20 protein-coding genes are annotated in these 23,489 nt (G+C 73.6%); 13 read left to right on the forward strand and 7 right to left on the reverse strand.

Annotated elements, in window-relative coordinates:
* Nucleotides 1-26: 26 nt before the first annotated feature.
* On the forward strand, nucleotides 27-1,115 hold the full coding sequence (locus ACTVZO_RS35205; RefSeq protein ID WP_443302193.1) for a LacI family DNA-binding transcriptional regulator: 1,089 nt from the start codon (nucleotides 27-29) through the stop codon (nucleotides 1,113-1,115).
* Nucleotides 1,112-1,936, forward strand: coding sequence for a sugar phosphate isomerase/epimerase family protein (locus tag ACTVZO_RS35210; protein WP_443302194.1), 825 nt, complete (start codon nucleotides 1,112-1,114; stop codon nucleotides 1,934-1,936). The genes ACTVZO_RS35205 and ACTVZO_RS35210 overlap by 4 nt, the downstream gene beginning before the upstream one ends.
* Nucleotides 1,937-2,042: 106 nt before the next feature.
* Here ACTVZO_RS35210 and ACTVZO_RS35215 read toward each other — a convergent pair whose 3' ends face one another.
* A complete protein-coding gene (locus tag ACTVZO_RS35215; RefSeq protein WP_443302195.1) occupies nucleotides 2,043-3,233 on the reverse strand; it encodes a substrate-binding domain-containing protein in 1,191 nt (396 codons plus the stop codon).
* A 167-nt stretch (nucleotides 3,234-3,400) separates the two neighbouring features.
* Between ACTVZO_RS35215 and ACTVZO_RS35220 the strand changes: the two genes are divergently transcribed.
* The 6 genes from ACTVZO_RS35220 (at nucleotide 3,401) to ACTVZO_RS35245 (ending at nucleotide 10,167) form a co-directional block, all read left to right on the forward strand.
* The gene (locus tag ACTVZO_RS35220) at nucleotides 3,401-5,197 is read left to right on the forward strand and encodes a glycoside hydrolase family 35 protein (RefSeq protein ID WP_443302196.1); all 1,797 of its coding nucleotides are present in this window, start codon (nucleotides 3,401-3,403) and stop codon (nucleotides 5,195-5,197) included.
* Nucleotides 5,198-5,211: 14 nt separating this feature from the next.
* Entirely contained in the window at nucleotides 5,212-6,255 is a 1,044-nt protein-coding gene (gene galT / locus ACTVZO_RS35225) for a galactose-1-phosphate uridylyltransferase (RefSeq protein ID WP_443302197.1), read from the forward strand.
* Nucleotides 6,252-7,409 carry a galactokinase gene (gene galK / locus ACTVZO_RS35230; RefSeq protein WP_443302198.1) on the forward strand — a complete coding sequence of 386 codons (1,158 nt, stop codon included), beginning with the start codon at nucleotides 6,252-6,254 and terminating at the stop codon, nucleotides 7,407-7,409. Before galT ends, galK begins: the two co-directional genes overlap by 4 nt.
* A gap of 173 nt (nucleotides 7,410-7,582) precedes the next feature.
* A complete protein-coding gene (gene merB / locus ACTVZO_RS35235) occupies nucleotides 7,583-8,203 on the forward strand; it encodes an organomercurial lyase (RefSeq protein WP_443302199.1) in 621 nt (206 codons plus the stop codon).
* 51 nt (nucleotides 8,204-8,254) lie between these two features.
* Nucleotides 8,255-9,205, forward strand: coding sequence for an aldo/keto reductase (locus ACTVZO_RS35240; protein WP_443302200.1), 951 nt, complete (start codon nucleotides 8,255-8,257; stop codon nucleotides 9,203-9,205).
* A complete protein-coding gene (locus ACTVZO_RS35245; RefSeq protein ID WP_443302201.1) occupies nucleotides 9,202-10,167 on the forward strand; it encodes a D-2-hydroxyacid dehydrogenase family protein in 966 nt (321 codons plus the stop codon). The genes ACTVZO_RS35240 and ACTVZO_RS35245 overlap by 4 nt, the downstream gene beginning before the upstream one ends.
* A 191-nt stretch (nucleotides 10,168-10,358) precedes the next feature.
* Here the strand turns inward: ACTVZO_RS35245 and ACTVZO_RS35250 are convergent, their stop codons facing one another.
* Nucleotides 10,359-11,222, reverse strand: coding sequence for an ABC transporter permease (locus tag ACTVZO_RS35250; RefSeq protein ID WP_443302202.1), 864 nt, complete (start codon nucleotides 11,220-11,222; stop codon nucleotides 10,359-10,361).
* Entirely contained in the window at nucleotides 11,219-13,945 is a 2,727-nt protein-coding gene (locus tag ACTVZO_RS35255; RefSeq protein WP_443302203.1) for an alpha/beta fold hydrolase, read from the reverse strand. The genes ACTVZO_RS35250 and ACTVZO_RS35255 overlap by 4 nt, the downstream gene beginning before the upstream one ends.
* A 242-nt stretch (nucleotides 13,946-14,187) precedes the next feature.
* Between ACTVZO_RS35255 and ACTVZO_RS35260 the strand changes: the two genes are divergently transcribed.
* From ACTVZO_RS35260 to ACTVZO_RS35280, 5 genes are all read left to right on the forward strand, one after another.
* Nucleotides 14,188-15,723 (forward strand): ATP-dependent DNA ligase, encoded by a 1,536-nt coding sequence (locus tag ACTVZO_RS35260; protein ID WP_443302204.1) that lies wholly within the window; start codon nucleotides 14,188-14,190, stop codon nucleotides 15,721-15,723.
* 81 nt (nucleotides 15,724-15,804) lie between these two features.
* The gene (locus ACTVZO_RS35265; RefSeq protein ID WP_443302205.1) at nucleotides 15,805-16,428 is read left to right on the forward strand and encodes a helix-turn-helix domain-containing protein; all 624 of its coding nucleotides are present in this window, start codon (nucleotides 15,805-15,807) and stop codon (nucleotides 16,426-16,428) included.
* Nucleotides 16,429-16,444: 16 nt separating this feature from the next.
* Nucleotides 16,445-16,603, forward strand: a complete 159-nt coding sequence (locus tag ACTVZO_RS35270) for a DUF6126 family protein (RefSeq protein ID WP_443302206.1) — start codon at nucleotides 16,445-16,447, stop codon at nucleotides 16,601-16,603.
* Nucleotides 16,604-16,687: 84 nt separating this feature from the next.
* Nucleotides 16,688-17,770 (forward strand): NAD(P)H-dependent amine dehydrogenase family protein, encoded by a 1,083-nt coding sequence (locus ACTVZO_RS35275; protein WP_443302207.1) that lies wholly within the window; start codon nucleotides 16,688-16,690, stop codon nucleotides 17,768-17,770.
* Nucleotides 17,767-18,246, forward strand: coding sequence for a carboxymuconolactone decarboxylase family protein (locus ACTVZO_RS35280; protein ID WP_443302208.1), 480 nt, complete (start codon nucleotides 17,767-17,769; stop codon nucleotides 18,244-18,246). The genes ACTVZO_RS35275 and ACTVZO_RS35280 overlap by 4 nt, the downstream gene beginning before the upstream one ends.
* A 61-nt stretch (nucleotides 18,247-18,307) precedes the next feature.
* On the opposite strand, the gene ACTVZO_RS35285 is transcribed toward ACTVZO_RS35280, so the two are convergent.
* The 4 genes from ACTVZO_RS35285 to ACTVZO_RS35300 form a co-directional block, all read right to left on the reverse strand.
* Complete coding sequence (locus tag ACTVZO_RS35285) at nucleotides 18,308-19,945, reverse strand: GMC oxidoreductase (protein ID WP_443303370.1); 1,638 nt, start codon at nucleotides 19,943-19,945, stop codon at nucleotides 18,308-18,310.
* Between the two features lie 105 nt (nucleotides 19,946-20,050).
* Entirely contained in the window at nucleotides 20,051-20,695 is a 645-nt protein-coding gene (locus ACTVZO_RS35290) for a DUF6629 family protein (protein WP_443302209.1), read from the reverse strand.
* Between the two features lie 9 nt (nucleotides 20,696-20,704).
* A complete protein-coding gene (locus ACTVZO_RS35295) occupies nucleotides 20,705-21,823 on the reverse strand; it encodes an agmatine deiminase family protein (RefSeq protein ID WP_443302210.1) in 1,119 nt (372 codons plus the stop codon).
* A 63-nt stretch (nucleotides 21,824-21,886) separates the two neighbouring features.
* Complete coding sequence (locus ACTVZO_RS35300) at nucleotides 21,887-23,386, reverse strand: MFS transporter (RefSeq protein ID WP_443302211.1); 1,500 nt, start codon at nucleotides 23,384-23,386, stop codon at nucleotides 21,887-21,889.
* Between the last annotated feature and the right edge of the window lie 103 nt (nucleotides 23,387-23,489).

The raw sequence follows: 23,489 nt of genomic DNA on the forward strand, positions 1-23,489 counted from the left end.
GAGACAGCAGGAAGGGGGCGGTTGCCATGGCGGTGACCCTGGCCGAGGTCGCGGTGCGTGCGGGGGTGTCGCCCGCTACGGTCTCGCGCGTGCTCAACGGCGGTTATCCGGTGGCGGGCGGCACCCGCACCCGGGTGGAGCGGGCCGTGGAGGAGCTCGGCTACATCGCCAACGGGCCGGCCCGCGCCCTCGCGGCCGCGACCTCCGACCTCGTCGGCGTGCTGGTCCACGATGTCGCGGACAGCTTCTTCGGGATCCTCGCCGGTTCTTTGCAGAGCGCCCTCGCGCCCACCGGTGGTGGTGACGCCCGCCGCCTCGCGGTCGTCTGCAACACCGAAGGGGATCCCGCGGCCGAACTGGCCTACCTGGCCCTGCTGGAAGGCCAGCGGGCCGGCGGGGTCGTCCTCACCGGCGGCGCCGTCGAGGAGCCCGAGCACACCGCGGCACTCGCCGCCCGCGTGGCCCGGATCGCCGCGACCGGCGCGCCCGTGGTCCTGTGCGGACGGCCCCCGCTGCCCCTGCCCGCCGAAGCCCCGGCCGGACTGCCCGTGGCCACCGTGACCTTCGACGACCATGGCGGCGCCTTCCGCCTCGCCGGGCACCTGCTGGCACTCGGGCACCGGCGGATCGCCTCCGTCGCGGGCCCGCCCGGTCTGAGCACCACCCGCGAGCGGCTCGCCGGACACAGGGACGCCCTGCTGCGGCACGACCCCCGCCTCGCCGAAGCCTGCGCCGACCTCACCGTGCACGCCGCCTTCACCCGCTCCGCGGGGTACGACGCCACCCGCGAACTGCTCCGCCGCGGGGCCCCCTTCACCGCCGTCACCGCGGCCAACGACACTGTTGCCACCGGAGTCGCCGCAGCCCTGCGCGAGTCCGGTCTGCGCATACCCGAGGACGTGTCCGTCGCCGGTTTCGACGACCTGCCGTTCTGCGTGGACACCGCCCCGGCCCTCACCACCGTGCGCGTGCCCCTGCGCGAGGCGGGCGCGCTCGCCGCCCACCTGGTCACCGGCCGCAGACCGCTGCCCCCGGGCGGGATCACCACTCTGCCCACCGAGCTGATGGTGCGCGCCTCCACCGGACCCGCCCCCGCCGAAAGGAGCGGCCCGTGAAGTACGCCTTCTCCACCCTCGGCCTGCCCGGGGCCCTCCTCGACCAGAGTGCGGCGCTCGCGGCCGACCACGGGTTCGACGGCCTGGAACTGCGCGCGCACCCCGAGGAGCCCCTGCACCCCGGCAGCCCACCTGCCGAGCGTGCTGCCGGCCTGCGCACCCTGACCGCCGCCGGGGTCCGCGTCCTCGGAGTCGCGGGCTATGCCAAGGTGGCCGCGGCCGGCGCCGACGAGCCGGTCCTGGCCGAACTGAGCGCGCTGGTCCGGCTCGCCGCCGATCTCGAAGCCCCCTACATACGGGTCTTCCCGGGCGGCCGCGACCTGCCCGAGGCGGACGCCGACGCCAACGCCGTGCGCAGGCTGCGCGCCGCGGCGCCGATCGCCGAGCGGCACGGCGTGCGGATCCTGCTGGAGACGCACGACTCCCACCGCACCGGGGCGGCCGCGGCCCGGGTCCTGGACCGGGTCGGGCATCCCGGCGCGGGCGCGCTGTGGGACGTACTGCACACCTGGCTCGGCGGGGAGACCCCCGAGCGGTCGCGCCAGGCCCTGGCCGCGCACCTGGGCTACGTCCAGGTGAAGGACGTGGCCTCGGCGCAGGAGCTCACCCCGATCGGGCTCGGCGCCGGAGTGCTGCCGCTGGCCGAGACGGTGGCCCAGGCCGTGGCCGTGGCCGTCGCGGGCGGCGAGGCGTGGCTCTGCTGGGAGTACGAGAAACGCTGGTACCCCGATGCGGCCGAGCTGCCCGGCCGCCTCGGCCACGGGCGGGAGCAGCTGGGGCGGATGGTGGCGGCCGCCACCGAGGGGGGCCGGCCGGGGTAGGCCGACAGCTGAAGTACGCGACGGGTGTCGGCTTTCCCTGTCCCCCGCCCCCCGCGGCCCGGACCGATCCGCGACCAAGATCGAATGTGCAATCCGATCGAAGTAATCAGTTCGGTGCGCGATCCCGGACCGGCCCAGGGGCATCGCGTGAGGTGCGGATGGTCAGTCGCGGCAGGAGCTCCAGGTGCTGGCGGGGGCTGCCCTGCGGGTTCTCGCCCGGCACGCGTTCCAGCAGCCGGTCCAGCAGCAGCTCCGCCGCACGGGCGCCGACCTCGCGCTTGGCCGGTGCCACCGCCGACAGCGGCACGTCGGCCAGTCCCGCGACCTCGTCGTCGTACGTGATCAGGGCCAGGTCCTCGGGGACCCGCACCCCCCGTGCCTGGAGCCGCGGGATCAGCATGATCGCGTCGGTGTCGCTGTGGATCAGGGCCGCGGTCACCCCGCCCTCCGTCACCGCGTCGCACAGGTACTCCAGGGTCCGGGCGAAGGTGTCCGCGTCCGAGAGCGGGCCCGGCCCCGTCGGCGGCCAGGGCGGCGCGGTTTCCAGTCCGAGCGCGGCCACGGCCGCCTCGTACCCGGCCCGCAGCCGCGCCGTGGTCGGCGTGGTCCGGCTGGCCAGCGCGATCCGCCGGTGCCCCAGCCCCACGAGGTGCTGCACCGCCCGGGCCGCGCCGTGCGCGTGGTCGGAGGCCACCCGGTCCAGCGCCGCCGCCGGATGCCCCGGCGGCGCCCACCGCTCCACCAGCACGGTCGGAACGGGCAGTTCCGCCGTCCAGGCCCCCTCCCCGGGCCCGGGTGACCCCGCCTCCCAGTTCGGGGTCAGCAGCAGCCCGTGCGCCCCGGTGGACAGCAGCCGGTCCGCCTGGGTCCGGTCCTCGCCCGGCAGGTACCGGGTCAGCCCCACCGTCAGCCGCGCGCCGCGTGCCTCCACGGCCGCGCGGGCCCCGCGTACGACATCGGCGTAGTAGTACTCGGTGGTCGGCACCACCATCCCGATCACGAGCCCCTCGCCGTCACCGGCCGGAGCCCCGTGACCGGCGGCGGACAGGGCCGGGGCGGACGCGCCGGCCTCCGCCCCGCCCGCCCGGCCGTCCGGCGGCGCCGATCCCGGCTCCACCCGGCTGATCACCCCGTGCATCCGCTGGATCTCGCCCCGCGCCGCCATCGCCTCGATGTCCCGCCGCAGGGTGACGGGCGAGATGCCCAGTTCCTGGGCCAGCTCCGCGACGCGCACACTGCCCCGCGCCCGCACGAGTGCGAGCACCTGGGCCTGACGTTGGTCTACGTGTGGTCTCAAGGTTCCCCCTGCAGTCTGCCGCTGCCGTCAGCGCCATCATAGGCATTCGAACCGATCGATTCGATCGATTCCGATCAACTTGTCATTGACGGCGTGGTCGGAGCGTTCATATATTCGGCGGCGTCCCGCATCTCACGGCATCACGACCCTCTCTCGGGAGTCAGCGCATGCTCACGCACGACCAGGACGGATTCAGGCGCGCAGACCGCCCCCACCGCATCGTCTCGGGGGCCCTCCACTACTTCCGGGTCCATCCGGACCTGTGGGAGGACCGGCTGAAGAGGCTGCGCGCGATGGGCGCGAACACCGTGGACACCTACGTCCCCTGGAACTTCCACGAGACCGCCCCCGGCAAGGCCGACTTCTCCGGCCCGCGCGACCTCGCCCGCTTCCTGCGCACCGCCCAGGACCTCGGCCTGGACGCCATCGTCCGCCCCGGCCCGTACATCTGCGCCGAGTGGGACTTCGGCGGCCTGCCCGCCCGGCTCCTCGCCGTCGACGGCCTCCACCTGCGCTGCTCCGACCCCCGCTTCGAGGCCGAGGTGGACGGCTGGTTCGACCTGGTCGTCCCCGAACTGCTGCCCCTGCTCGCGAGCCGCGGCGGCCCCGTCGTCGCCGTGCAGATCGAGAACGAGTACGGCTCGTACGGCAACGACAGCCGCTACCGCGCCCACGTCGAGCAGGCCCTCGTCGAACGCGGCGTGGACTGCCTGCTGTTCACCGCCGACGGCCCCGAGGACGCCATGCTCCAAGGCGGCATGCTCCCCGGCCGGCTCGCCACCGCCACCTTCGGCGCCCGGCCCGCCGAACGCCTCGAAGCCCTGCGCCGCTACCAGACGACCGGCCCGCTCGCCGCGATGGAGTTCTGGATCGGCTGGTTCGACCACTGGGGCGAGGACCACCACGTCCGCTCCGTCGAAGACGCCGCCGCCTCACTCGACGAGCTCCTCGCCACCGGGGCCTCCGTCAACCTCTACATGGCCCACGGCGGCACCAACTTCGGCTTCTGGGCGGGCGCCAACCACACCGGGTCCCGCCCGGGGGAGGCCGGCTATCAGCCCACCGTCACCAGCTACGACTACGACGCGCCCATCGGCGAAGCCGGCGAACTCACTCCCAAGTTCCACGCGTTCCGCGAGGTCATCGGGAAGTACGTACCGCTGCCCGACACCCCGCTGCCCGAGCCGCCGCCGCGGATCACCCCCGCCCACGCCACCCCCGCGGGCACCGCCCCGCTGCTGACCGCCCTCGACCTGCTCGCCGGCCCGCCGGCGCTGCGCCCGGCTCCCGAGTCCATGGAACGCCTCGGCCAGAGCCACGGCCTGATCCACTACCGCACCACCATCACCGGCCCGCGCCCCGTCATGCCCGTGAAGATCGACGGCCTCGGCGACCGCGCGTACGTCTTCGCCGACGGAGTGCCGCTGGGCGTGCTCGACCGCAACGCCCCCGACGAAGGGCTGGACCTGCCCGTCGGCGAGGCCGGGGTGGTCCTCGACGTCCTGGTCAGGGCGCAGGGCCGGGTCAACTACGGTCCGCTGCTCGACGACCGCAAGGGAATCTGGCGCGGCGTGCGCCACGGCCACCAGCAGCTGTTCGAGTGGGAGATCCGCCCGCTGCCGCTCACGGACCTCACCGGACTCGACTTCGCCGCCGCGGCGCCCGGCGCCGCCGAGGAGGGCCGGCCCGTCTTCCACCGCTTCACCCACGACCTCGCCGGCGCACCGGCCGACGCCTTCGTGGACATGTCCGGCTGGGGCACCGGCCTGGTCTGGCTGAACGGCTTCCTCCTCGGCCACCACGACACCCCGCGCGGTCCGCAGCGCACGCTCTACGCCCCCGGCCCCCTGTGGCGCGCCGGAGACAACGAGATCGTCGTCCTCGAACTGGAGCGCCCCGGCGCCGGACTGCCGCTGCGCGACCGGCCCGACCTGGGCCGCCAGACCGTCGTCACCCTCCAGTGAGAGAGGATCCCCACGTGAAGCGCACGAGCACCCGCCTGGCCGACGGCCGCGAGATCCTCTACTACGACACCGGCGACGGCGCGGCCCGCGCCTTCCCCGACACCCGTCCGCTCGGAGCGCGGGCCACCGCGAGCACCTCCGAGGTCCGCCGCGATCCGCTGCTCGGCGACAGCGTCGTCATCGCCTCCCACCGGCAGGACCGCACCTACCACCCGCCCGCCGACGCCTGCCCGCTGTGCCCCTCCACCGAAGGGCACGCGAGCGAGATCCCGGCCCCCGACTACGAAGTGGCCGTCTTCGAGAACCGGTTCCCCTCCCTCGCCGGAGAGACCGGCCGCTGCGAGGTCATCTGCTTCACCCCGGACCACCTGACCTCCTTCGCCCAGCTCGACGAGGAGCGGGCCGCGCTGGTGATGGCCGCCTGGACGGACCGCACCGCCGAACTCTCCGCCCGCGACGGCGTCCGGCAGGTCTACTGCTTCGAGAACCGGGGGACCGAGATCGGCGTCACCCTCGCGCATCCGCACGGCCAGATCTACGCCTTCCCCTTCGTCACCCCGCGCACCACCCGGATGCTCGCCACGGTCGCCGGCCACCGGGCGCGCACCGGCGGCAACCTCTTCGAGGAGGTGCTGGCCGCCGAACGCGCCGACGGCTCGCGCGTCGTCCTGGCCGGGGAGCACTGGACCGCCTTCGTGCCCTACGCGGCGCGCTGGCCCTACGAGGTCCACCTCCACCCGCACCACCGGGTCCCCGACCTGCCCGCGCTGGGCGACGCGGCCCGCGCCGAATTCCCCCGGATCTACCTCGAGCTGCTGCGCCGCTTCGACCGGCTCTTCGGCCGGACCGACCCCACCCCGTACATCTCCGCCTGGCACCAGGCCCCGCTCGGCGAGGGACGCGAGGACTTCGCGCTGCACCTGGAGCTGTTCACGGTCCGGCGCACCGCGGACAAACTGAAGTACCTCGCCGGGACCGAATCCGGCATGGAGGCCTACATGAACGACGTCCGGCCCGAGGACGCGGCCGCGCGCCTGCGGGAGGTGGCGACCCCGTGACCGGGACCGCCAGGGCATTCCGGGAGCTGTACGGCCGCCCGCCCGAGGGGGTCTGGGCGGCGCCCGGCCGGGTCAACCTGATCGGCGAACACACCGACTACAACGACGGCTTCGCCCTGCCCTTCGCGCTCCCGCAGCGCACCGAGGTGGCCGCGGCCCCGCGCACTGACGGGATCATCAGGCTCCACTCCGCCAACACCCGGGCCGGCGTGGTGACCCTCGACCTCGCCGCGCTCGATCCGGCGCACCCGCCGCGGGGCGCGGACAGCTGGGCCGCCTACCCGGCCGGGGTCTTCTGGGCCCTGCTGGATGCTGAACTTCCGGTCAGGGGGGCCGATCTGCACGTACGGTCCGACGTGCCGACCGGAGCCGGGCTGTCCTCCTCGGCCGCCCTCGAGGTGGCCACCGCGCTGGCCCTCGCCGACCTGTACGGGCTCCCGCTCACCCGGCCCGAACTGGCCGCGCTCGCCCGGCGCGCCGAAAACGCGTACGTCGGCGTCCCCTGCGGGGTGATGGACCAGATGGCCTCGGCGTGCGCGACCGAAGGCCACGCCCTCCACCTGGACACCCGCAGTCTCGAACAGCGGCACATCCCCTTCGACTGCGAGGCGGCGGGCCTGCGCCTCCTGGTCATCGACACCCGCGTCAAGCACGCCCTGGCGGACGGGGCCTACGCGCAGCGCCTGGCCTCCTGCCACCGGGCGGCCGAGGCCCTCGGCGTACCCGCGCTCCGGGACCTCCCGTACGAGGACCTCGAACGGGCGCTGGCCCGACTCGGCGATCCGGTGGTGCGCCGACGCGTCCGGCACGTGGTCACCGAGAACGAGCGGGTGCTGCGCACCGAGGTGTTGCTGCGGGCCGGCCGGCTGCGCGAGACGGGGCCGCTGCTCACCGAGGGGCACGTGTCGCTGCGCGACGACTACGAGGTCTCCTGCCCGGAACTCGACCTGGCGGTGGCCACCGCCGACGCGGCCGGGGCCCACGGCTCCCGGATGACCGGCGGCGGCTTCGGCGGCTCGGCCCTGGCCCTGATCGACACGGCCGCCGAACCCGCGGTGAGACGGGCCTTGACGGACGCCTTCCGCCGGGCGGGCCACGCGCCGCCCCGCATCACCTCGGCGTCCCCGTCGGCCGGCGCCGCCCGTGTGGTCTAGCCATCTCGTGCCGGGCATCGAGGCGGCCGCGCCCCGGGCTGAAGGGAGAGGGAGGGAGAGGGGGAGAGGCCGAGGGAGGTTGAGGGAGGTTGAGGGGGAGCTCGCACCGGCCGCGTCGCCTCGCGCTCCGATAGGTTGGAAACGGAACAAATCCACCCAACCTGGAGGATGCGGTGAACGAGAAGGCGCAGGACCTGTCGGATCAGCTGGTCGCCAAGTGGACCTCACCGAAGGGCGTGCGGCTCATGGCCGCCGGAGCCGCCCTCGTCGACGGGCTGCTGACCCACGGCCCGCTCTCCACCGCCAAGGCCGGCGAACTGCTCGGCTGGTCGGCCGACGAGGTGCTCCCCCGCTTCAGCGCCATGGACTTCGACCTCGAGACCGACGGGAGCGGGGACATCGTCGGGGCGGGCGTCTCGCTCAACGCCGAGCGGCCGTACGCGATGGAGCTGCGGGGACGACGCGTCCACGGCTGGTGCGTGATGGACGTCCTGATGTTCCCGGTGGTCTTCAAGGAGCCGGAGAGCCGCGTCACCGGACGCTGCGCCGCCACCGGCGCGCCCGTCTCGCTCACCGTCACCCCGCAGGGCATCCGCGACCTCACCCCGGCGACCGCCGCCGTCACCCTCGCACCCGCCACCGGCGCCGACATCCGGGAGGTGTTCTGCGACCGCGTCAACTTCTACGCCACCACCGCGCTCGCCGAGGCGGCGGCAGTGCGGGACCCCGCCCTCGCGGCCTGCACCACGCAGGAGGCCTGGGCTGTCGGCAAGCGCCTCGCCGAGCTCTTCTAGACTGGGCCGACGGCCGGTCAGGCATCGCACGAGTGCGGAGGCACGCATCGCATGCGCTATATCCCCCTGGGCAGTTCGGGTCTTCAGGTCTCCACCGTCGGGCTCGGCTGCAACAACTTCGGTGGCCGGCTGGACGCCCAGGCCACCCGCGCCGTCGTCGACGCCGCGCTCGACGCGGGCATCACCCTCCTCGACACCGCCGACATCTACGGTGGCCTCGGCGGCTCCGAGAACCACCTCGGCCAGGCCCTCAAGGGCCGCCGGGACCAGGTCGTCCTCGCCACCAAGTTCGGCTACGCGGGCATGGACATGAACTACGGCCCCGCCGCCGGGTCACGCGGCGGCCGCGCGTACGTCCGCAGGGCCCTCGAGGAGTCGCTGCGCCGCCTGCGCACCGACCACATCGACCTGTACCAGCTGCACAGCCCCGACCCGGCCACCCCGATCGCGGAGACCCTCGCCGCGCTCACCGAGCTGGTCGCCGAGGGCAAGATCCGCTACATCGGCCACTCGAACCTCACCGGCTGGCAGCTCGCCGAAGCCGCCCACGCCGCCCGCGAGACCGGCTCGGTGCCCTTCGTCTCCGCGCAGAACCAGTGGTCGCTGCTGGAGCGCTCGGCCGAGCGCGAACTCGTCCCGGCGGCCCGGCACTACGGCGTCGGCGTGCTCCCGTACTTCCCGCTGGCCAACGGCCTGCTCACCGGCAAGATCCGCAGGGGCGCCCCCGTCCCGGCCGGTTCCCGCCTCGAAGGCCGCGACGCCTACCTCACCGACGAGCGCCTCGACGTGGTCGAGGAGCTGGCCGCCCTCGCCGAGAAGCACGACCGCACCGTCCTCGAACTCGCGGTCGGCTGGCTCTCCGCCCAGCCCGGCTGCGCCTCCGTCATCGCCGGAGCCACCTCTCCCGAGCAGGTCCGCGCCAACGCGGCCGTGGCCGACCGCCCGCTGGACGCCGCACTGCTCGCCGAGATCGACGCCGTGGCACCGGGCGTCCCGGCGTGACGGGCGTGCTGCGCTGCGCGGTCCTCGACGACTACCAGGAGGCCGCGACCTCCCTCGCCGACTGGTCCCCGGTCGCGGACCGGGTGGAGGTGGTCACCTACACCGACCACCTCTCCCACGAGGACCGGCTCGCGGCCCGCCTGGCCGACTTCGACATCGTCGTCACCCTGCGCGAACGCCTGGCCTTCCCGGCCTCGCTGCTCGACCGGCTGCCCCGCCTGCGGCTCCTCGTGGCCAGCGGCATGCGCAATGCGGTGATCGACTACGCCGCCGCCGCGCGCAACGGGGTCACCGTCTGCGGTACCGCCAGCTCCGCCACCCCGCCCGTCGAACTGACCTGGGCCCTGCTGCTCGGCCTGGCCCGCGGCATCGTCCAGGAGAACGGCGCCCTGCGCACGCACGGCCCCTGGCAGAGCACGGTCGGCGCCGACCTGCACGGCCACCGGCTGGGCCTGCTCGGCCTCGGCAAGATCGGCGGCCGCGTCGCCCGGATCGGGCTGGCCTTCGGCATGGACGTGACGGCCTGGAGCCAGAACCTCACCAAGGAGCGGGCCGCGGAGGCGGGCGTGGAGCTCGCCGCCTCCAAGGAGGAACTGCTGGCGCGCAGCGACTTCGTCTCCGTCCACCTCGCCCTCGGCGAACGCACACGCGGCCTGATCGGCGCCACCGAACTGGCGCTGATGAAGGAGAGCGCCTACCTCGTCAACACCTCCCGCGCCGCCATCGTCGACCAGGACGCGCTCCTCGCGGCCCTGCGCGCGGGCCGCATCGCGGGCGCCGCCCTCGACGTCTTCGACACCGAACCGCTGCCGGGGGACCATCCGCTGCGCACCGCCCCGAGGCTCCTGGCGACCCCGCACCTCGGCTACGTCACCCGGGCCAACTACGCCACGTACTACGGCGAAGCCGTCGAGGACATCCAAGCGTTCCTCGACGGCTCACCCGTACGCGTTCTTCCCTAGGGCCTGTCGTCAAACTCCCGTCTGCCCGGCGACGCCTGGCACGCGCTCTCGCCGCACCGGCCGGAAGCCCGAGTACGCCCAGTACGCAGGCTTCCGGCCGGTACACCGAGACCGCGCACCGGACGCCACTCCTTCCCCACGGGCATCCGTCAGACACCCCCTAGCCGTCTCCAGCCCCGGGGTTCTTCCGCTCAGGACGTGATGTCCTTGCGGGAGAACCCCCGGAAGGCGAGGGCGAAGAGCACCAGCGCGTACGACACCGACACCGCCGCCCCCTTGATCATCCCGCCCCACTCCAGCTGCGGCTGCAAGGCGTCCGCCCATGCGAACTGCCAGTGCGCCGGCAGGAACTCGCGCCAGGACCCGAGCGCCGTGACCGCGTCCAGCACGTTCCCTACGATCGTCAGACCGACCGCACCGCCGACCGCGCCCAGCGGCGCGTCCGTCCGCGTGGACAGCCAGAACGCGAGCCCCGCGGTGACCAGCTGCGACACGAAGACGAACGCGACCGCCAGCGCCAGCCGCGGCACGGTGTCCCCGGCGGCCAGCGCCCCGCCCGTCGGGATCTTCAGCGGCCCCCACCCGTACGCGACCGTGCCCGCAGCCAGCGCCACCAAGGGCAGCAGCACCATCGCCGCGAGACTGAAGCCGAGCGCCACCACCAGCTTGCTCCACAGCAGCCGCGCCCGCGGCACCGGTGAGGCCAGCAGGTAGCGCAGCGAGGACCAGCTCGCCTCCGAGGCCACCGTGTCCCCGCAGAACAGCGCCACCGGCACCACCAGCAGGAAGCCCGCCGAAACGAACAGGCAGGTCGCCGCGAAGTTCGCGCCCGAGGCCGTCGCCGTGTCGATCAGCGTGATCCGGCCGTTGCCCCCGTCGGGGCCGTCCGGCCCGCCGCCCACCGCGAAGGCGATGAGCATGATGAACGGAAGGGCGGCCAGCACCCCGAACATCACCAGGGTCCGCCGCCTGCGCCACTGCCGGAGCGCCTCCACGCGCAGCGGCAGTGTCCGTCCGGCCTGGTAGCCGGGGGCCACCTCCTGTACGGCGCTCACGCCGAACCTCCGATCAGGGTGAGGAACGCGTCCTCGAGCCGCCGGTGCGGACCCACTCCGCTGACCGGCACCTCGAGCCGCACGAGTTCGGCGATCAGTCCGGCGGCCGTCGCGCCGTCGAGCCGTACGAGGAGTCCGTCGTCGGCGGCCACCACGGAACCCACTCCCTCCAGCGCCGCCACCTTCTCGACGGCCACCTCGTCCACCGGCCCCGCGAGCGACACCAGCAGGGTGTGCCCGCCGCCGGTGATCTCCGAGACCTCGCCCGCCTGCACCAGCCTGCCGCGGTCCATGACCACCAGGTGCGTGCAGGACTGCTCCACCTCGGACAGCAGGTGGCTGGAGACGATGACGGTCCGCCCGCCCGCCGCGTAGCGGATCATCACGTCCCTCATCTCGCGGATCTGCGGCGGGTCCAGACCGTTCGTCGGCTCGTCGAGGATCAGCAGATCCGGCATCCCGAGCATGGCCTGGGCGATCGCGAGGCGCTGCCGCATGCCCTGCGAGTACGTGCGCACCGCGCGCTCCAGCGCGTCGCCGAGCCCGGCGATCTCCAGGGCCTCCGCCAGGTGCGCGTCCTCGGCCGGGCGGCCGGTGGCCTGCCAGTACAGCTCCAGGTTCGCGCGGCCCGTCAGGTGCGGCAGGAAACCCGCGCCCTCCACGAAGGCCCCGACCCGCGACAGAACCGGCGCACCGGCCCGTACCGCGTGCCCGAACACCCGGATCTCCCCGGCGTCCGGCGAGATCAGCCCCATCAGCATCCGCAGCGTGGTGGTCTTCCCGGCCCCGTTGGGTCCGAGGAGGCCCAGCACCTGCCCCTTCTCCACCCGGAACGACAGGTCGCGCACGGCGTACCGGTCCTCCGCCTTCGCGTACCGCTTCGTCAGACCGGTGATCTCCAGCGGTACGTAGGCCAGCGCGGGGTCCGGCTGCGCTCCCCGGCCCCCCGCACCCGCACCGCCCCGGCCGGTCCTGCGGATCCCCAGCAGCGCCCCGGCCAGTGCCGCCGCGCCCAGGGGCAGTCCCCACGTCCAGGCGGGCAGCCCGGCCGTGGCGGCCTCGACCTCCGGGGCGACGGGCACGGCCAGCGGGCCCTGCGCCGAGACCGTGTAGGTGGCCGGGGCGGCCGGGCTCGCGTAGCCCAGGTCGGTCGCGGCGACCACCAGCCGCAGCCGGTGCCCGGCCTCGACGGCGTGGTCGATCGCCGGCAGCCGCACCTCGACGGAGGTCTCCTGCTGCGCGTTCTCCACCCGGAACGGGGCGACCAGCTGACTCGGCAGCACCTGCGTGCGACCGTCCGGGCCGACGTCGTACACCTTGCCGAAGAGCACGGCCGAACCGTCCGGTGCCGTCGACCTCACCTTCAGGGCGATGGTAGGAGCCCCGGTGATCCGCACCTCCTCGGCCAGCGGCTTCGATTCGAACCGGGCGTTCTGCCCGGGGAAGTCCAGCGAGAGCCCGGCTCCGAAGGAAGCGAGCTGCCCGCCGATGCCCGGCAGCGAGGACAGCGCGGGAGGCGCGCCGCCCGCCGGATTGGCGAAGCTCTGCTCCGGTCCGGCCAGGGGGAACTCCCGCGGGTCCGAAGCCAGTCCCGGGTACCGGTCGCCGGTGGCGCCGCGCAGCTGCACCTGGCCGTCGGTCGAGTCGATGCCGCCGGAACGCGAGACGCGGAAGGCCGGCCCGGTGCCGGCGCCTTCGTCGTCCTTGAGGTAGCGGTCGAACCAGGCCGCCGTCCGGGCCGCCAGCCGGTCGGCCTCGCGCGTGCCGCCGTCGTGTCCGCCCGACGCCCAGTCCACGGAGACGGGCGCGCCGTTCGCCGCGATGGCCTTGGCCATGGAATCGGCCTGGTCCAGCGGGAACAGGGAGTCGTCCTGGCCCTGCACGATCAGGGTCGGCACCTTGATCCGGGCGCCGACGGCCGACGGGCTGCGCTGCTCCAGGAGCGCGCGGGCCTCGGGATCGGGCTTCCCGGCCACCGCGACCCGCTCGTACATGGCGCACAGCTCGGGCTGGAAGCGCCCGCAGCCGGGAGCGGCGGGCGGATCGGCCGCCTGCGGGCCCTGCTGCGCCGGCTGCATGCCGCCCGCAGAGGCCGTGGTGAAGAACATGCCGGCCCAGAGCTTCTTGAAGACCCCGTTCGGGAAGAGGGAGTCGGCCAGGTTCCAGTAGGTGATCTGCGGGGCGATGGCGTCCACCCGCCGGTCGTACCCGGCGGCGAGCAGGGCGACGGCCCCGCCGTAGGAGGCGCCGGCCACGCCGACGTGCGGGTCGCCCTCCGCGTCGAGCCGTACCTCGGGCCGGGTGGCGAGCCAGTCGATGAGCCGGGAGACGTCCTTGACCTCGTACTCGGGGTCGTTCAGCCCGATCCGGCCGCCCGAGCGGCCGAAGCCGCGGGCCGACCAGGTCAGGACGGCGTACCCGTCGCGGGCCAGCTGCTCCGCGTGGGCGCGGACGTCCTCCTTGCTGCCGCCGAAACCGTGGCCGAGGAGCACAGCGGGACGTTTCTCCGCCGTGCGCCCGCCGCCGCCGGAGCCCTCCGCGGTGAAGTAGGAGGTGTCGATCGCGGCGCCGGGCATGTCCACCACGCGGTCCTCGCGGTGCACGGCCGCGGTGTCGCCGGACGCGGCCGACACGAGCCACGGCCCGGCTCCCGCGACGACGGCGAGCGCGGCGGCGCCGGCGAACAGGCGGACCCGGCGGCGCCTGGGCAGTCGGAGCTTCATACGGGAACCCTAAACGCCCGCCGCCCCGCGCCCGAGCCTCCTCAGGGGGATGTCCCCACCTTCCACAGGAGTACGCCGGCCGCCGCGCGTACCGCGTCCGCGGTATGCGCGGCGGCCGGATCCCGGCCGAGGCGGCCGGATCCCGGCCGAGGCGGCCGGATCCCGGCCGAGGCGGCCGGATCCCGGCCGAGGCGGCCGGATCCCGACCTGCGGGGCGCGCGCCGGGGCGGGAGGATGGCGGCATGCTGCTGGCCGAGGTCGCGCGCGTGTCCCGGGAGGTCGCCGGCACCTCCGCCCGGTCGGGGAAGACCGCCCTGCTCGCGGAGCTGTTCGCCGCCGCGCCCCCGGACGAGGCCGCGCTGGTGATCTCGTACCTCGCCGGGCGCCTCCCCCAGGGCCGGCCGGGCATCGGCTGGCGCGCGCTCGGCCAGGACGTGGCGCCCGCGCCGGAGCCCACCCTGACCGTCCGGGGCGTGGACGCCGCGGTCACCGAGCTGGCCGCCGTGGCGGGCGCGGGATCGCAGGCGGGGCGCCGCCGCATCCTCCAGGACCTGCTGGCCGCGGCGACCGAACCCGAGCAGCGGTTCCTGCGCAGCCTGCTGTCGGGGGAGGTCCGCCAGGGCGCGCTCGACGCGGTGGCCCTGGAGGGCGTGGCCGCGGCCGCCGCGGTGCCGGCCGCGGACCTGCGCCGGGCGGTGATGCTGGACGGCTCGCTGCCCAGGGTCGCGGCGGCCGTGCTGGCCGGGGGCGCGGCCGTGCTCGGCGGCTTCACCCTGCGCGTCGGACAGCCGGTGCAGCCCATGCTGGCGAGCACCGCGAAGTCCGTCGGAGAGGCGCTGGCCGCGCTCGGGCCCTGCGCGGTGGAGGAGAAGCTCGACGGGATCCGGGTCCAGGTCCACCGCGAGGGGGACGAGGTACGGGTGTACACGCGCTCCCTCGACGAGATCACCGACCGGCTGCCGGAGGTGGCCGAGCTGGCCCGTTCGCTGCCGGGGGAGCGGTTCATCCTCGACGGAGAGGTCATCGGCCGGTCCGCGGACGGCCGCCCGGTGCCCTTCCAGGAGATCGCGAGCCGGGTCGGCTCCCGCGTCGACGTCGCGGCGGCGCGGCGGACGCTCCCCGTGGACGCGTACTTCTTCGACGTGCTGGCCGCCGGACCGCAGGTGCTGCTCGACCGCCCGGTCCGCGAACGGTACGAGACCCTCGCCGCCCTGGTGCCCGAGAGCGCCCGGGTACGGCGCCTGGTGGTCGAGGATCCGTCGGCGCAGGGCGCGCAGGCGCAGGAGTTCTGGGCGGAGACCCTGCGCCGCGGCCACGAGGGGGTGATGGCCAAGAGCCTCGACTCGGCCTACGCGGCGGGCCGGCGCGGCAAGAACTGGCTCAAGGTGAAACCGGTGCACACCCTGGACCTGGTCGTCCTCGCCGCCGAATGGGGCCACGGGCGGCGCACCGGGATGCTGTCCAACCTGCACCTGGGCGCCCGGGCGGCCGACGGCGGCTACGCCATGCTCGGCAAGACCTTCAAAGGGCTCACCGACGAGATGCTGCGCTGGCAGACCCGCGAGCTGGGCGCCCTCGCCACCTCGGACGACGGCTTCACCGTGCGGGTGCGGCCCGAACTCGTGGTGGAGATCGCCTACGACGGCCTCCAGCGCTCCTCCCGCTACCCGGCCGGGGTCGCCCTGCGCTTCGCGCGGGTGCTCAGGCACCGGCCTGACAAGAGGGCGGAGCAGGCCGACACGGTGGAGACGGTGCTCGCGGGCGGCAGCGGGGGATAGGAGAGCGGCCCCGGAGGAGGTGTTTTTGCCTCAGAGGCAAGACGGATTGCCTTACAGGCAAGTCTCTGGCTCAATCGGGGCATGAACCCCGGCCCTGCCCCCGAGGAAACGGGCGACGAGCTGCCCGCCGTGGCCCCGCAACTGCGTGACCTGCGCCGCCGCGCCGGACTCACCCTGGAAGCCGCCGCCGGGCGGGCCAGGCTCTCGCCCGCCCACCTGTCCCGTCTGGAGACGGGCCGGCGCCAGCCCTCGCTGCCGCTGCTGCTCGCACTCGCCCGCACCTACGGTACGACGGTCTCCGAGCTGCTCGGGGAGACCCCGGCCGTCGCCGATCCCATCGTACGGGCCGGCGGCCCCGGCGCCCGCGAGGCCGACGGCTGGACGTACTGGCAGGCGGGCGGCTCCGGGCGCGGCATGCAGGCCCTGCGCGTGCACGTCCCGCAGGGCCGCGGCCCGGGCGAGCTGGTGCGCGTACATCCCGGCGAGGAGTGGCTGTACGTCCTGGGCGGCCGGCTGCGGCTGCACCTGGGGGAGGCCGAGCACCTCCTGGACCCCGGGGACAGCGCGCACTTCGACTCGCTGACCCCGCACCGCATCGCGGGGGCCGATCCCGGCGGCGCGGACCTGCTGTTCGTCCACACCCTGCTGCAGAGCAGCCTCGCCGGGCTGTGCCTGGGCGGCGCCGCCACCACACACCACCGATAGCCGAGGAGACGTACCCATGTCAGAGGGACAGGAGCCCGTCACCACCGTACGGGCGCGCATCGAGAGCAAGTTCCCGCGCGGTCTGGTGATCCGGCTGATCGCCTACTTGTTCGTGGGCCACCTTTTCGCCTTCTTCGTCTACCTCCTCTTCGTCCTGGGCGGCGAGAACCAGTGACCCCGCCGGGCGCGGAGGCCCGGGCCGCACGACTGCGGCCGCACGACTATGGAAACGTCCAGGTCCTGTGGCTACCCTCCGCGCATGATTTCCACGGTTGTCTGGGGTACCGGCAACGTCGGCCGTTTGGCCATCCGCGCCGTCGAGGCCCATCCAGCACTGAAACTCTCCGCAGTCATCGTCCACAATCCAGCCAAGGTCGGCCGCGACGCGGGTGAACTCGGCGGACTCGACCACCTGTCGGGGGTCGCGGCCACCGACGACATCGAAGCCGTCCTGGCCGCCCGCCCCCGGGCCGTGGTGTACGCCGCCTCCGGCGACGTCCGGCCCGACGAGGCCCTCGCCGACATCACCCGGGCGATCCGGGCCGGCGCGGTCGTCGTCAGCCCCGCGCTCTACCCGCTGTACGACCACCGCAGCGCCCCGCCCGAGTTCCGCGATCCGGTCCTGGCCGCCATCGCGGAGGGCGGCGGCTCGCTCTTCGCCTCCGGCGTCGACCCCGGCTGGGGCAACGACGTCCTCCCGCTCCTGCTCAGCGGCCTCGGCACGACGATCGACGCCATCCGCTGCCAGGAGATCTTCGACTACTCCACCTACGACCAGCCGGACTCCGTCCGCTACCTCGTCGGCATGGGCCAGCCCATGGACTACGAACCGATGATGCTCATGCCCTCGATCCCGACCATGGTGTGGGGCGGGCAGATACGCATGATGGCCCGCGCCCTCGGTGTGGAACTGGACGAGATCCGCGAGACGGTGGACCGGCGCGCCCTCGACACCACCGTCACCACCCGCACGATGGGCGCGTTCGAAGCCGGCACCCAGGGAGCCGTCCGCTTCGAGGTGCAGGGCATCGTCGAGGGCGAACCCCGCATCGTCATCGAGCACGTCACCCGCATCCACGCCTCGTGCGCCACGGACTGGCCCACCCCGCCCGACGGCGGCGACGGCGCCCACCGCGTCGTCATCGAGGGCCGCCCGCGCATCGAGGTCACCGTCGAGGCCACGGACGAGGGCGAGAACCGCTCGGCGGGCGGCAACGCCACCGCCGTCGGACGCCTGGTGAGCGCCATCGACTGGCTCACCGAGGCGGACCCCGGGCTCTACGACGCCCTCGACGTCCCGCTGCGCCCCGCCATCGGCAAACTCGGAAGGAAGCAGTCATGAGGATCGACATTCCCGAAGGCCAGCACCCGATCGAGTACGTGTGGGGCGATCTGGTCCCCGGCATCGGCATGGCCGCCGCCAACTTCTCGCTGTCCGTCTACGCCCACACCACCCTGGGGCTGCGCGAGTTCGAGGCCGCGCGGCTGCGGGTCGCGCAGATCAACGGCTGCGTCTTCTGCCTGGACTGGCGCACGGAGCTGAAGGGGGAGAAGGTCGAGGAGGAGTTCTCCGACGCCGTGACCGAGTGGCGGACCACGGACCGCTTCGACGAGCGCACCCGGATGTCGGCGGAGTACGCCGAGCGGTTCACCCTGGACCACCACGGGCTCGACGACGAGTTCTGGGAGCGGATGAACGCGCACTACACCCAGCTCGAGATCGTGGAGCTGACGATGAGCATCGGATCCTGGCTGGTCTTCGGCCGCCTCAACCACGTGCTCGGCCTCGACAGCGTCTGCATGCTGCCGGGTCACTGACATGGGTCCGGGGCCGCTCGGTTCACCCGATCGGCCCCGGCTGTCGTGCGTACGGACCTGGCTACAGGTCGGTGGCGATGATCTTCTCGATGTTCCGTTCGGCGAGTGCCGTGATGGTGACGAACGGGTTGACGCTGGTGTTGCCGGGGATCAGCGCGCCGTCGATGACGTACAGGCCGGTGTAGCCGTGCAGGCGGCCGTAGTTGTCCGTGGCCTTGTTCAGCACGGCGCCGCCGAGCGGGTGGTAGGTGAGGTGGTCGCCCCAGATCTTGTTGGTGCCGAACAGGTCGGTCCGGTAGATCGTCCCCTCCTTCGAGTTGATCTTGTCGAAGATGGTCTTGGCCATGTCGATGGACGGCTGCTTCCAGGCCGTCTGCCAGTTGAGGTCGACCTTGCCCGCCGCCGCGTTCCAGGAGAACTGGGCGCGGTGCGGGTTCTTGGTGATCGACAGGTAGAAGGAGGCGTACGTCTCGATGCCGGTCGGGAGCGGGGCCACCTCGGCGAACGCGCCGCCCGCGTCCCAGTTGTCGATGCCGCCGCAGGGGATGGAGGCCTGCACCTTGCCGGTCGCGTCCCACATGTGGTTGGCGCGGCCGCACATGACGTTGCCGTTATCGCCCCAGCCCTTGCCGATCTCGTCGTTGAGGTTCGGCAGGACGCCGGTGGCCTTGAGCTTGACGAGGAGCTTGCTGGTGCCGACGCTGCCGGCGGCGAAGAAGACCCGGTCGGAGGTCACGGTCTTGGTGGCGGTGACGCTGCCGTCGGTGGCGAGCTGGCTGATGGTGACCGTGTAGCCGCCGCCGGAGGCCGGGGCGACCGAGGTGACCTGGTGCAGGGGGGAGATGGAGACCTTGCCCGTGGCCTTGGCGGCCGCGATGTAGGTCTGCTGGAGCGACTTCTTGCCGTGGTTGTTGCCGTAGAGGATCTCGCCGTCCACCGCGGACTTGGGGACGGTGCCCGCCGCCTCCTGCTTCATGTAGTCCCAGTCGTACACGTCGGGGACGAAGACGAAGGGGAATCCGGAGCGCTGGGCGTGCTTGCGGCCGACGCGCGCGTACTGGTAGCAGGCGACGGTGTCGAACCAGGCCGGGTCGATGAGGCCCACGCCGAGCCCCGCGTTGGCCCGGGGGTAGTAGGTGTCGTACATCTCGTCGGCGTTCACCGACGGCAGGACGGAGCTGAAGTTGGCCCGCTTGGGGGTGACGGCCATGCCTCCGTTGACGAGCGAGCCGCCGCCGACCCCGCGGCCCTGGTAGACGATGATGCCGCCCATTTCCTCGGCGTCGAGGATGCCCGTGTACTTGGGGACGTTCTTGTCGATCGGGAATCCGAGGAAGTTGCTGAGCGGCGCCTTGGTCTTGGTGCGCAGCCAGTAGGAACGGTAGTCGGGTTTGGTGGTGTGGGCGAAGATCTTGCCGTCGGTGCCCGGGGTGTCCCAGGCCATGCCCATCTCGATCATGTGGACGTCGACGCCGGCCTGGGCCAGGCGCAGGGCGGCGACGGATCCGCCGTATCCGGTGCCGATGATCAGGACCGGTACGCGGGCCCCGTCGTTGATCGAGGCGGTCGTGGTGGTGGTGGCGGCGTGCGCCGCATGAGCGGAAGTGACTTGTGCAGAGAGGGCCACGGCCCCCAAAATAGAACCTGTTCTCGCAAGGAATCCGCGACGGGAAAAGCCGTTGGAACCGTTTCTGGGCATGCCATTGTCACTCATGTGACGTTCCTCACTCTCGGCTGAATGAGAACGAGTTCTACTGCTAGGTGCGTGTGAAGTCACTAGATACCTCGGGGTAACTTCGTAACTTCAAGCCGGTCGTGTCACAGAAGCCGCGGCCTGCGGGCGCCGTACCCAGCCCAGGACCAGCAAGGATGCGACCGCGGCGAACGCGCACCAGGTGGAGGCGAATTCCAGCCTCCACAGCGCCGCGCAGACCGCGGCGCCGGCGCCCAGCACGGCCCCGAGCAGCCGCAGCCGCCGGTCGCCGGCGAGCAGCAGGGCGCCGAGCGTGGCGAACAGGTAGCCCGCCACGACGAGCGGGGCGCAGGGGACGTCCACGCCGTAGCCGACCGTGTGACCGCGGATCTCCGCGGTCACCGGCCGGGTCGCGAGACCGTACGAGAGGACCGCGCCGGTGGCGAGGCCGACCGCCACCGGCCCCCACAGGCGGCGCCTGGCCCCCGGCGCGGCCGCGAGCAGAACCCCGAGCGGCACCCAGACGGCCAGCAGCGGGAAGGCGACCACGGCCCAGGCGGTGGTGGCCGGTGAGCAGCCGCCGCCCGCACTCCAGACGGCGGCCTCGATCAGCTGGTGCGCGCCCAGCAAGAGCGGGAGCGCGGCGACGGGCAGGTCGCGGGCCCGCCCGCCGCGTGCGGTGCGCGCCACGCACACGAGGCCCACGGCGGCGATGACCGTGCCCGCCGTCAGATCGGCCGTCGCGCTCCAGCACATGGCGTCACCTCACGGGGCGGCCGGCTGCTGCATGGTCGAGCAGTGGATGCCCCCGCCGCCGCCCATCAGGCGGTCCACGTCGAGCTGGACGACGGTGCGGCCGGGGAAGGCCGCGGCCAGGGCCTGCCGGGCCCCCGCGTCCGTGGCCTGGTCCCCGAACTGGGAGGTGATCACCGCGCCGTTGACGAGGTGGAAGTTCAGGTACGAGTCCACGAAGTCGGGGCTGTCGGAGCGCGGGTTCCGCGGCCCGTCCACCCGGATCACCTGGAGCCGGCGGCCCTTGGCGTCGGTGGCGGCGGAGAGGATGGCGAGCTGCTGGCGGGCGTCCTTCGCCCAGATGTCGGTGCGCTCCGGGGGCGGCACCTGGACCATCACCACGCCGGGCCGCACGAACCGGGAGGTGACGTCGATGTGGTCGTCGGTGATGTCCTGCCCCTTGATCCCGGGCGCCCAGATCATCTTGTCGGCGCCGTAGGCGGCGAGCACCTTGGCCTCGACCTGGGCCCGGCTCAGTCCGGGATTGCGGTTCTTGTTGACCAGGCTGCTCTCGGTGGCCATCACGGTCCCGTCGCCGTCGGTCTCCACCGCGCCGCCCTCGCCCACGAAGTCGGCGACGGTGAAGGGCAGGGACTCGTGCGCGGCGAGCAGCCGGGCCACCTTGGCGTCCTTGCGGTGGGTCTGCTTGCCGCCCCAGCCGTTGAAGTTCAGGCCGATCGCGTCCATGGCGCCGGCGCCGTCGAGGCGGAACACAGCGCCGGAGTCCCGCATCCAGAGGTCGTCGACCGGGATCGAGGAGATGACGGTGACGGCGGAGCCGCACCGGGCCCGCGCGGTGGCGGCCGCGCTCTCGTCCGCCGCGCACATCAGCACCGGTTCGTAGCGGGCGGCGGTGCGGGCGATCAGGGCGATGTCCTGCTGCACACCGGCCAGGTCGCGGCCCCAGATCGTGCGGCTGGAGGGCCAGGCCATCCAGGTGCGGGCGTGCCGTACGTCGTCGAGCGGCACGCGCATCCGGGCGGCGGCGGCCGGAACCGCCTGGGCGGCCTGCTGGCCGGCGAGGGTCGCGAGGGCGAGTCCGGCCGCCCCGGCGCCCGCCGATCGCAGCACGGTTCTACGGCTTGGGTTCATACGAACCTCCGAAGGAGGGATGGATGAGAGGTAGCGGCACTGTGGCATTGACTGAAAATTCAGTCAAGCCTCTCGGGGTCCGGAATCCGCCCTCCGCGGTGGCTCCAGAGGCGGGGCGCCCACCGCGCACTGGGTACGGCACTGCGGGTGCGCCGCCCCGGCCGCGGGGGTCCGTACGGTCGCCCACGCCACCGCCGCCCCGACCACCAGTACCCCCGCGCACCAGGGCATGGCCCGCCCGAACGCCGTGTCGAACTGCTCCGCCGAGCGGTACGCCTCCGGTCCCATTCCGGCCAGCAGCGGGAGCGCGGCCACTGCCAGCAGCCCGGCCGCCCGCGCCGCGGCGTTGTTGATGCCGCTGGCCAGTCCCGCCCGGCCCGGGTCCACCGAGGCCAGCACGGTCGCCGTGAGCGGGGCCACCAGGATCACCATGCCCGCACCCATCACCACCATCGCGGGCAGCACGTCCGCCGCGTACGAGGCGTCCGGCCCCACCCGCAGCATCAGCAGCGTCCCGGCCGCGCACATCAGCGGCCCCACGGTGAGCGGGATGCGCGGCCCGATGCGTTCCCCGATCTCCCCGGAGCGGGCGGACAGCAGCAGCATCAGCACGGTCGTCGGCAGCAGCGCCGCGCCGGCCGCCAGGGCGGAGTAGCCGGAGACCACCTGGAGCTGGAGCACGACCAGGAAGAAGAACCCGCCGAAGGCCGCGTACACGCACAGGGTGACCAGGTTGACGGCGGTGTACTGCCGGGACGCGAACATCTCCGGCGGCACCATCGGATCGGCCCGCCGCCGCTCCACGTACACGAACGCCCCGGCCAGCAGTACGCCGCCCACCGCCGCGGCGATCACCGGCGCGGAGGCGGTCCGGGCCTCGATCAGGGCGTAGGTGAGCAGGGCGAGCGAGGCAGCGCCCAGCAGCGCGCCGGCCACGTCGAACCGCCCGTGCGCCTGCGGATCGCGCGATTCGGGTACGTGCCGCAGTGCCACCGGGACGCACAGCGCGGCCAGCGGCACGTTCAGCAGGAACACCCAGCGCCAGCCGGGCCCGTCCACCAGCCAGCCGCCGAGGAACGGCCCCACGGCCGCCCCCACCCCGCCCAGCCCCGACCACAGGCCCACCGCCCGGGCCCGGTCCTCCGGGTGGATCGAGCCCTGGATCAGGGCGAGCGAACCGGGCGTCAGCAGGGCTCCGCCGATGCCCTGCAGGGCCCGGGAGGCCACCAGCACCCCGGCGTTCGGCGCGATGCCGCACAGCAGCGAGCCCACCGCGAACCACACCACGCCGAGGACGAAGATCCGCCGGCGCCCGAAGCGGTCGCCGAGCGCCCCGCCGACCAGGATCAGCCCGGCCAGGGTCAGCAGATAGGCGTTGACCGTCCACTGGAGGACGGCGAGATCGGCGTCGAGGTCCTCGCCGATCCGGGGGAGGGCGACGTTGACCACCGTCGAGTCGAGCATGGCCATGCTCGAGCCGAGCACCGTGGTGAGCAGGATCCAGCGGCCCCGCGCGGACGCGAGCGGGACGCCGGGCCCGGCCGGCCGGGCGGGTGTGCTCATGAGTCAAGGCTGGCCCTGGGGGACGCCGGGGGCCACCGGGCGGGTGCCGGTGCGGTCCGGCGCGGGCCGGCGCGGGCCGCGCGGGGGCCGGCGTCGGAGTGCG

It is taken from the genome of Streptomyces sp. IBSNAI002 (genome assembly GCF_052244475.1).
GTDB lineage: Bacteria > Actinomycetota > Actinomycetes > Streptomycetales > Streptomycetaceae > Streptomyces.

Bases quoted from the DNA above. Each gene is read 5' to 3' on its own strand.
- ACTVZO_RS35260 (WP_443302204.1), top strand. From the start codon at position 14,188: ATGCTGCTGGCCGAGGTCGCGCGCGTGTCCCGGGAGGTCGCCGGCACC.
- ACTVZO_RS35255 (WP_443302203.1), bottom strand. From the start codon at position 13,945: ATGAAGCTCCGACTGCCCAGGCGCCGCCGGGTCCGCCTGTTCGCCGGC.
- ACTVZO_RS35280 (WP_443302208.1), top strand. From the start codon at position 17,767: ATGAGGATCGACATTCCCGAAGGCCAGCACCCGATCGAGTACGTGTGG.
- ACTVZO_RS35240 (WP_443302200.1), top strand. From the start codon at position 8,255: ATGCGCTATATCCCCCTGGGCAGTTCGGGTCTTCAGGTCTCCACCGTC.
- ACTVZO_RS35205 (WP_443302193.1), top strand. From the start codon at position 27: ATGGCGGTGACCCTGGCCGAGGTCGCGGTGCGTGCGGGGGTGTCGCCC.
- ACTVZO_RS35295 (WP_443302210.1), bottom strand. From the start codon at position 21,823: ATGAACCCAAGCCGTAGAACCGTGCTGCGATCGGCGGGCGCCGGGGCG.
- ACTVZO_RS35300 (WP_443302211.1), bottom strand. From the start codon at position 23,386: ATGAGCACACCCGCCCGGCCGGCCGGGCCCGGCGTCCCGCTCGCGTCC.
- ACTVZO_RS35220 (WP_443302196.1), top strand. From the start codon at position 3,401: ATGCTCACGCACGACCAGGACGGATTCAGGCGCGCAGACCGCCCCCAC.
- ACTVZO_RS35265 (WP_443302205.1), top strand. From the start codon at position 15,805: ATGAACCCCGGCCCTGCCCCCGAGGAAACGGGCGACGAGCTGCCCGCC.
- ACTVZO_RS35290 (WP_443302209.1), bottom strand. From the start codon at position 20,695: ATGTGCTGGAGCGCGACGGCCGATCTGACGGCGGGCACGGTCATCGCC.
- ACTVZO_RS35270 (WP_443302206.1), top strand. From the start codon at position 16,445: ATGTCAGAGGGACAGGAGCCCGTCACCACCGTACGGGCGCGCATCGAG.
- ACTVZO_RS35285 (WP_443303370.1), bottom strand. From the start codon at position 19,945: ATGCCCAGAAACGGTTCCAACGGCTTTTCCCGTCGCGGATTCCTTGCG.
- ACTVZO_RS35275 (WP_443302207.1), top strand. From the start codon at position 16,688: ATGATTTCCACGGTTGTCTGGGGTACCGGCAACGTCGGCCGTTTGGCC.